The organism is Prosthecobacter sp. (assembly GCF_029946185.1).
Lineage (GTDB): Bacteria > Verrucomicrobiota > Verrucomicrobiia > Verrucomicrobiales > Verrucomicrobiaceae > Prosthecobacter.
Genome location: NZ_JAQSEA010000135.1, coordinates 34,643 through 42,354, shown reverse-complemented (window position 1 = coordinate 42,354; position 7,712 = coordinate 34,643). Strand labels below are relative to the sequence as shown.

General features: G+C 59.5%; 10 protein-coding genes. All 10 read left to right on the top strand.

Annotated features, from left to right (window positions below):
* The coding region (locus tag PSV43_RS11210) for a type II secretion system F family protein (protein WP_300196784.1) at positions 1 to 1,089 on the top strand (1,089 nt) is incomplete at its 5' end.
* Positions 1,090 to 1,155: 66 nt separating this feature from the next.
* Positions 1,156 to 1,608: a type II secretion system major pseudopilin GspG gene (gene gspG, locus PSV43_RS11205; protein WP_300196782.1), complete on the top strand. Its 453-nt coding sequence runs from the start codon at positions 1,156 to 1,158 to the stop codon at positions 1,606 to 1,608.
* Complete coding sequence (locus PSV43_RS11200) at positions 1,605 to 2,333, top strand: type II secretion system protein (RefSeq protein ID WP_300196781.1); 729 nt, start codon at positions 1,605 to 1,607, stop codon at positions 2,331 to 2,333. The genes gspG and PSV43_RS11200 overlap by 4 nt, the downstream gene beginning before the upstream one ends.
* Entirely contained in the window at positions 2,330 to 2,734 is a 405-nt protein-coding gene (locus PSV43_RS11195; protein ID WP_300196779.1) for a hypothetical protein, read from the top strand. Before PSV43_RS11200 ends, PSV43_RS11195 begins: the two co-directional genes overlap by 4 nt.
* On the top strand, positions 2,709 to 3,665 hold the full coding sequence (locus PSV43_RS11190) for a type II secretion system protein (RefSeq protein WP_300196777.1): 957 nt from the start codon (positions 2,709 to 2,711) through the stop codon (positions 3,663 to 3,665). The genes PSV43_RS11195 and PSV43_RS11190 overlap by 26 nt, the downstream gene beginning before the upstream one ends.
* An 89-nt stretch (positions 3,666 to 3,754) precedes the next feature.
* The gene (locus PSV43_RS11185; protein ID WP_300196775.1) at positions 3,755 to 4,612 is read left to right on the top strand and encodes a type II secretion system protein GspK; all 858 of its coding nucleotides are present in this window, start codon (positions 3,755 to 3,757) and stop codon (positions 4,610 to 4,612) included.
* Positions 4,613 to 4,709: 97 nt separating this feature from the next.
* Entirely contained in the window at positions 4,710 to 5,927 is a 1,218-nt protein-coding gene (locus PSV43_RS11180) for a hypothetical protein (protein ID WP_300196773.1), read from the top strand.
* A gap of 24 nt (positions 5,928 to 5,951) precedes the next feature.
* Positions 5,952 to 6,521: a GspMb/PilO family protein gene (locus PSV43_RS11175; protein WP_300196771.1), complete on the top strand. Its 570-nt coding sequence runs from the start codon at positions 5,952 to 5,954 to the stop codon at positions 6,519 to 6,521.
* Positions 6,518 to 7,291, top strand: a complete 774-nt coding sequence (locus tag PSV43_RS11170) for a hypothetical protein (protein ID WP_300196769.1) — start codon at positions 6,518 to 6,520, stop codon at positions 7,289 to 7,291. The genes PSV43_RS11175 and PSV43_RS11170 overlap by 4 nt, the downstream gene beginning before the upstream one ends.
* A 50-nt stretch (positions 7,292 to 7,341) precedes the next feature.
* On the top strand, positions 7,342 to 7,712 hold a 371-nt coding region (locus PSV43_RS11165), incomplete at its 3' end, for a hypothetical protein (RefSeq protein WP_300196767.1).

Below are 7,712 nucleotides of genomic sequence, written 5' to 3'. Positions count from 1 at the left end.
GATGCAGCCAAAGCGAAAATCGCCGCTGCAGCCGGAGGCCCGGTGAAGCTCAAGCGCGCCCAGCTCATCCTGTTTACGGAAGAAGTCGCAGATCTGCTGGATGGCGGACTGCAGATCGACCAGGCGTTTCGAGTGATGCAGGAGCGGCAGGAATCGGGAGCCCTGCGCATCATCGCCACCACGATGCGCAATGAACTGCGCGAAGGTTCCTCAGTGGCCAAAGCGTTGCGAAAAGCTTCACCTAGTTTCGATGACCTGTACTGCAATCTCGCCGCTGCCGGTGAGGTCAGCGGCTCGCTGCCCAGCATTCTGCGTCGTCTGGCCAACAACCTCGCCGTCATGGCCGACCTCCAGGCCAAAGTCACCCAGGCCATGATCTACCCGGCATTCCTGCTCGGCGCGTGCGTGGTGCTCATGGTGGTATTTATGACCTTCATGGTGCCGCAGATCATGGATTTGATGGGCAAAAACGGCCAGAAGCTCCCGGCGGCCACGCAGTTGCTCATCAGCTTCAATCAATTCATGGGCCAGTGGTGGTGGGCCATCGGCGCCGCCATCACGGCGGGCGTCCTGACCTTCCGCGGCTACATCTCCAGCCCAGCAGGCCGGATGTGGTGGGATGAGACCAAGCTCAAGCTCCCGCTTTTCGGTGCCATCATGAGCATGCGCTTTTACGCTCAGTTCGCCCATTCATTGGGCAACCTGATCACCAACGGGGTGCCGCTGCTGAACAGCATCCGTCTCGTTTCCAAAATCTCTGCGAATGTCTTCATCCAGGCCCTACTGGCCAAGGTCACCACCCAGGTCTCGGAAGGCTCCCCTCTCTCCAACACCCTGCGTAAGGTCGGCAGCTTTCCGCTCCTGCTGGCAGACATGATCGCTGTGGGCGAACAGACCGGACAGCTTGGGAAATCGATGGAAAAATGCGCCATCCGTTACGACAAGGAACTCGACAAGCGTATCAAACGCATGACGTCGATGATCACGCCCGTCATTCTGATCATTATGGCCGTCATGGTCGGCACTGTCGCCTACTCCATTGTCGCCGCCATCGCCCAAAGTGTCACCGGTATTCGTGGTGGCGGCTAAACTTGGCGAAACCAACCGCATTTCATCCTGTTCATCTCTCCATACATCCTGTTCAATCGCCCCGTCATGAAAATCCGTACAACGCACCCACAGACACGCTCCGCCGCCGCCTTCACGCTTATTGAAATCGTGATCACACTGACCATTATTGCCATTCTGGCCTCTGGCTCGATTTACCTACTTAAAGGTCAGATCGACTCCGCCAAGGACACGCGGGTGGACAGCGATTTGCAGGCGATTGGACTGGCTCTGCAGTCTTATGAATCCCGTGCGCTGCGCATGCCGACGACTGAGCAGGGTCTGATGGCGCTGGTGGAAAAGCCCACTTTGGAGCCCATTCCGGAAAACTACCGCGCTTTTATGGAAGAGCTGCCCAAAGATCCTTGGGGCGTCCCCTACAAGTACCGTTTTCCTGCGACGAAATCCAAGAAGCCTTTTGACGTCTGGACCGCCGGCCCGAATGGCGTTGACGGTGACGAGGACGATCTTGGCAACTGGAAGAAAACTGCCGCAAAATGAATGGGGCATGCCGAAGCACGAAGAGACGCCGTGACGCGAGTGATTCACTCACCGAGCGTCAGGACATCTTCGTCGGGCATGTGTCGGATTCAGCAAAAAGGGCGTTTACGCTCATCGAAATCGTCATCGCTTTGACCATCGTCGCTGTTTTGGCGGCGGCGACGGTACCGATGCTGAAGGGATTCCAGGATGAACGACTGGCACGCGAGCCGGTGACCGCTTTGCTGAAGCTGGCGCGTGAGGCGCGGATGAGGGCGATGCAGGAGAAGCGGCCCTATCAGGTGGCGTTCCATGCCACGGGGTTCACGGCCTCGCGTTATTTTAATCCGTACCTGCAACTGGCGGAGCTAAACGAATTTCTGGAGTCGGGCGAAGAAGAGCCAGCCGTGGTGAGCACGATGGAGGAAGGTGATAAAAGCGATCTGGATAATGGCGCTGGCTCCAGCAAGACCTCCGAACTGCCGCTGGCCCCGCCGCCGCCGAAGTACGATGAACATTGGTCAGAAAATTATGAGCTTCCCAAGGAGGTGAAGTACCAGATTCAGCATTGGTATGATGCCGAGCCGACCACGGTTGAGGGGGATGTGGTGAAGCTGTGGGTGTTCCAGCCCAGCGGCGTCTGCCAGCCGTTGAAGATTCATGTGGAGGGTCCCTCCTCGACGTTTGACGTCGAGTTCGCGGCGCTGACCGCCGATATTGTGAAGGAAACGGCCGATCTGCGATGAAAACGAAATTCCATCGCCCGGTTACGCGGGGCTACATTCTTTTTGAACTGGTGATGGCTCTGACGATTTTTGCCATTGCGGTGCTGGGGCTGGCGAAGGCGCTGAATCAGGCGTTGGAGACGGCGAATCTGCTGAAGCGTGATCAGATCATCCGCATTGGCATGCGCAATGTTTTCGAAGAGCTGCGGAACAAGCCGCTGGCCAAGATGAGCACCACCATCGTGGACGCGACCTATGGGATCACCTACACGAGCAGCACGGAGGCGCTGTCATTGAAGACCACCCGCGGCGGTATTTTGAGTGACATGTACAATCTCAACATCCACGCGACCTCGTCTTTCGACGGTGTGCCGCAGGAGGACAATCTGGACGTCTATGTTTACAAACCCGCCCAGCCTTAGACGGCGTTCAGCCTTCACTTTGATCGAGGTGGTGATCGGCATCACGATCCTCTCCATGATCACGGCGACCCTGTTTGCGATCATTCGCGGCTCGGTGCGCGGAGCTGCGGAGATCGAGCACATCCAGCGTGAGAGCGATTCCATGAACCGGTACATTGAGCTGTGCAGGCGTACGTTTGCCACGCTGCCGAGCACAGCGACGCTGGCATTGAAAATGGTGCAGGGCACGGAGCCGGTGATTCAGGAGCTGACGATCACGGGCTCGCCGGACTGCTTTCCGTTTGGCAGCAATCCCATCACTTCGAAGGACACGATCCTGAGCCTGCGCCCGTACCCGGATGTGGTGGTGGACGACAATGAAAAACCGCTGAACAACCTGAGCCTCTCGCGTGAAGATTTGATTCCACAGACCGGCGACATGAAATCCGGCATTCAACAGTCCACGACTGGCATTTATGCGCCGGACACGGAGGGGCGCTACTGGATGCCGCTGCTACCGGATGTGGTGTCGTTTAAATGGCGCTTCTATGTCGAGAAGGAAGAGACGTGGTATGAAGAGTGGAGCAAGTCGGAATGGCCGGACCTCATCGAAGGACAACTGGTGATGAAGAACCGTACCCTGCCGGTGCGCATGGTTTTCAGCCTGCCGGTGTTGACGTTGATTGCAGGCAAAACTCCTGCGAACACGGGCAGTGCCAACAATCAGCAGGGGGGCAGCAATGCTCAAGGGGGCGGTCAAGGGGGTCAAGGGGGAGGTCAGGGAGGTGGCGGAGGACGTGGGGGCCAGGGTGGTCACGGCGGGGGCGGTCCGGGCGGTCGCGGCGCTGGGGGGGGGGGTGGACCCGGAGGGGGCGGCGGACCTGGCGGTGGTGGTGGACCCGGAGGAGGTGGCGGGCCTCCTGGTGGTGGCGGAGGAGGTGCCAGACCATGAAGACCCACACATGCGCAACTTTTCGCAGCACTCGTTCCACTTCGGAACGGGGTTCTGCCCTCATGCTGATGATTTGGGCCATTCTGCTCATGTCTGTCACCGTCATGGGAGTGGTGCAGTACATCACTTACAGCGCCGAAGAATCCAAACAGGCGGCGTATGATTTCCGCGCCTTGAGTCTCGCAGAGAGCGGAATCGCCGTCGGCCTGAATCCCAACACTCGGCGGGGTGATATTGTGATGAAGCAAAAGGTGGGGCCGGACAGCGGCTTTGATGTGGTCATCAACTATGAAGGCGCGCGCCTGCCGATCAACTACATCACGGATGAACGGCTGCGCGAGGCGATCTACAATCTCTTCATCTACTGGCAGCTCAATGCGGAAGACGCCGGTGTGGCGGCGGATTCACTGGCTGACTGGGTGGACAATGACAGCACTCAGCGCGCCAACGGTGCGGAGGCCGAGTATTACAAGAGCCTGGGCATCTTCGATGCGCCGCGCAATCAGGGCTTCATCCGCGTGGAAGAAATGATTCTGGTGCGTGGCATGGATGCGGTGGACCGCAAAAAGCCCGACTGGCGCAATTACTTCAGTATTTATGGCGAAGGCCAGATCGACCTGCGCACTGTTTTCAAGGATGTGCTGCTGGCCATTACCGGCGCTTCAGAAAACGATGTGCAGCGCTTCATCAGCGAGCGCGATGGCGGAGATGGCGTCCCGGGGACAGAAGACGACCGCCGCATCCGTGCGACAGAAGCCTACCAGATCCTCGGCCTGAGCGGAGACAAACTGAACGCCGTCAGCGGCATCGTCAATGACAGCGACACGACGCTGCGCCGCATCACCAGCATCGGCTGGGTCGGTCAGAAACGGTCCAAGATCATCCTCGTCACCCGGCGCGATCAGACCACAGGAGGAGTGACTTATCTCGGGAGGATCGAGGAGTAATACGACTCGACAAGAGGAGCTTCACCCGACATTCGATAATCGTCATTCAATCCTGCAACTTCCCACGTCATCGCGCGTTCTACCCAGCCCTCCACGAATGTCACTCGCCGCCACTACCCTGCTCCTCCCCGCCCCTGATGCCACCTGGCGTGTGTGGAAGCCGCGTGCGACCTCAAGTGCCGAGACGGTGGAGAGCCCGTCTGAGGCGCGTCATGTGAGCCAACCGCTGCTCATCGGCCTGCCTGCTTCCGCGTGCCGCACGATCGGGCTGATTCTGCCGCAGACGGACGCTGAACTGCTGGAGCAGATCATTGCCACCCAGCTCGAACGCCGAGGCTTCAAGCTGGAGCAGGACGCCGTGGGCAGAAATTACCGCTGGCACCTGCTGGGTCAGAACGGTGGACTTGCCATCATCAGTGTGGACATCCTGGTGGAGCCCTTCCCCGAAGCGCTGGCCGCCTCGCACGCCAGTGACTACACCGCCGCGCTCAGACTGGCGCAGCTTCCCGCCGGCCACATTGTCATCATTGAAGAGCAGGGTGATCTGGTGCTCGCGGCCAGTCATCAGGGGAAGCTGTACCACAGCCACATCTTTGCCAAAGCACCGGGCGCTGAAGAGGCGCTGACGCTGGAGATCACCCTGGCACGGCTGACTTTGGAATCTGAACTCGGACCCGACTCGATTGACGGGGTGGCGTTGGTAGGAGCGAATTTCGACAAGGGGCTGACCACGCGACTCAGCTCCATTTTGGACCTGCCGGTGCGCGTGCTCGCGGATCTGCCGCCGAATGGTGCTCTGGAAACCCGGAACTGGACGAAGATGCTGCCCTCAGGAGTGCGAGCGGCGATCAGCAGCAGCACCCAGCGCTCCAAGCTCATCCGCGCGCTGGTGCTGGGTGGAATGCTGTATGCCTCACTGGCATTCCTCGGCTTTGCATATCTGCATTTTCAGGAAAAGCGTGCGGCACAGCTGGCCGAAGAAGTGGAACTGACCAGCGAGCCGGCGGCGGCCGTGCGCAAGGCCAATGAACGCTGGAAAGTCCTGGCACCGGCCATCGAGCCGCAGCGGTATCCGCTGTTTTTGCTCAGCGAGATCAACCGCATCATGCCGGGCAGCGGCATCGTCATTCGTAAATTTGAAGTGAAGGGCAAGGAGATCGACATCCGGGGTGAAGCCCGGGATGCGCAGCTCGCGTTTCAGTTCATTGAGGACTTCAAAAAGAACCGCATCCTGAGCCGCTATGAATGGACGAATCCCCGGCCGGAAGTCAAAGGTACGACGGCCTCCTTCCGTGCCCAGGGCAAGCTGCCGTAACGCCCCCCCTTTTTCCCAAATTCCATGGCACTCGCTCTGACCCAACGTGAAAAGAAACTGCTCGGTGCCTGCCTAGGCGCCCTGCTGCTGATGGCGACGTTCATCATGCTGAAGCAGTTTCTGGACCGCCGCACGGCGGTGCTGGCACGCATCACTTCGCTGGAGAATGAGAAGAAGGAAAATGGGCACTGGATGGATGACCGCGAGTTCTGGGACAAGCGTTCTGCGTGGATGGAGCAGAACATGCCCACCACTGAGAGCCTCGGCACCGCCCAAGCCAAGCTGCTGGAAGAAATTCAAAACGTGGCACTCGACTACCAGCTTCAGGTGCAAAAGCAGCAACTGCTGCCGGATGCCGCCGACAGCAAGTCGAACGCCTCCGTGTATCGCGAAGTGGCCGTGGAAGTGCGGCTGCGGGGTGATCAAACCACGATGCTGGGCTGGCTGGCGTCGCTGCAGTCGCCGGAAAAGTTTCAAGCCATCAAGCAGCTTGAGCTGGAGATCGACACCAAGGCTAAAGAAAAGACACCCCAGACATTGTGCAACCTCGTACTGGCGCGCTGGTTCAAACCTGAAACAGGATTCCAGCCATGAAAATTCTTTTCACCACTCTGCTCATGCTGAGCGCGGCACTCAGCGTGCGCGCCCAGTCCCTGGTGCCTGCTGCGCCTGCTGACGCAGCGATCACGACCTCCGATCTGCTGCCACTGCCCGGTGACGAACTCCTCCCCCCGAAGGAGGCCGAGGCCGCACCTGTCGCGCCCGCAGTTCCTGCCGGACCGGTGGACCCCGACCTGCCACAGCCTTTTGATGCGAGCTCCCTGAGCGCGATCATTCAAAACTCGCCGTTCACCCGCATCGTCAGCATCTCGGACTCCCTCGTGCTTACCGGCATGGCCTACGTCAATGGCAAACCCGTGGTGACCATTTTTGACAAAAACGAAAAGCAGTCCCTGGTCGTGACCGAAGAGCCCAACCTGAAGGGTTGGAAGCTGATGGAGGCACTGCCCACAACCAACATTGAGCGTGCGCAGGCAAAAATAGCCATCGGCGGGGAAACCTTCAGCATCCGGCACAGCGCGCTGGACAAGAGCGACCTGACGAAAGGGAAAAGTGACAGAGGCGACCGAGGGCCGAGAAGTGACTCCGGCGGAGACCGGCTCAACCGCAGCAATCGAGGCCCCAGCGATGAGGACCGGAAGAAATACGAAAACCTCTCCGACAAGGCCAAGGACAAATTCCGTAACGCCATGCGCGAAAAATTCAGCGATGAAAAATTTCGCAACGCTCCAGAGGAAGAGCGCCGGAGCGCCATCAAGACCATGTTTGAAAAAATCCAAAAAGAAGACGGCGGAGGCAAATAGCGCGCCTCCGCTGAAGTACCCACCCGCCACTCACGTCCCATCCATTTCGCATGCATCGTTGTCTTCCTGTCCTCACCACGTTTTTGTTTGCCCTCTCCGCCGTTGTCCGCGGACAGAGCATCGTCCCGCCAGCCCCGGAACCTACTGCCGTAGTCCCGTCGACCACCACGACGACCACGACCACGACGACGGCGGCACCTGAAGTGCCCGCGTCTGCGCCAGCCGTCCCTGCCCCCACCGCCACAGGAACACCGCCCCCCCCCCTTCCCGAAGCAACCAGCGCAGCACCTGCAACGCCGGCCGACGACGCACGCCCTGGCGGTGGTGGGTTTCCTAGTGGCAGTCGTGGTGGATTCAGCCGCCGTGGCGGTGGCTTCGGTGGACCCGGCGGTGGTCCTGGCGGCATGGGCGCTGAAGGTGG

Coding starts and splice junctions, on each gene's coding strand:
- PSV43_RS11175 (WP_300196771.1), top strand. CDS start 5,952: ATGGCACTCGCTCTGACCCAACGTGAAAAGAAACTGCTCGGTGCCTGC.
- PSV43_RS11190 (WP_300196777.1), top strand. CDS start 2,709: ATGTTTACAAACCCGCCCAGCCTTAGACGGCGTTCAGCCTTCACTTTG.
- PSV43_RS11195 (WP_300196779.1), top strand. CDS start 2,330: ATGAAAACGAAATTCCATCGCCCGGTTACGCGGGGCTACATTCTTTTT.
- PSV43_RS11170 (WP_300196769.1), top strand. CDS start 6,518: ATGAAAATTCTTTTCACCACTCTGCTCATGCTGAGCGCGGCACTCAGC.
- PSV43_RS11185 (WP_300196775.1), top strand. CDS start 3,755: ATGTCTGTCACCGTCATGGGAGTGGTGCAGTACATCACTTACAGCGCC.
- PSV43_RS11200 (WP_300196781.1), top strand. CDS start 1,605: ATGAATGGGGCATGCCGAAGCACGAAGAGACGCCGTGACGCGAGTGAT.
- gspG (WP_300196782.1), top strand. CDS start 1,156: ATGAAAATCCGTACAACGCACCCACAGACACGCTCCGCCGCCGCCTTC.
- PSV43_RS11180 (WP_300196773.1), top strand. CDS start 4,710: ATGTCACTCGCCGCCACTACCCTGCTCCTCCCCGCCCCTGATGCCACC.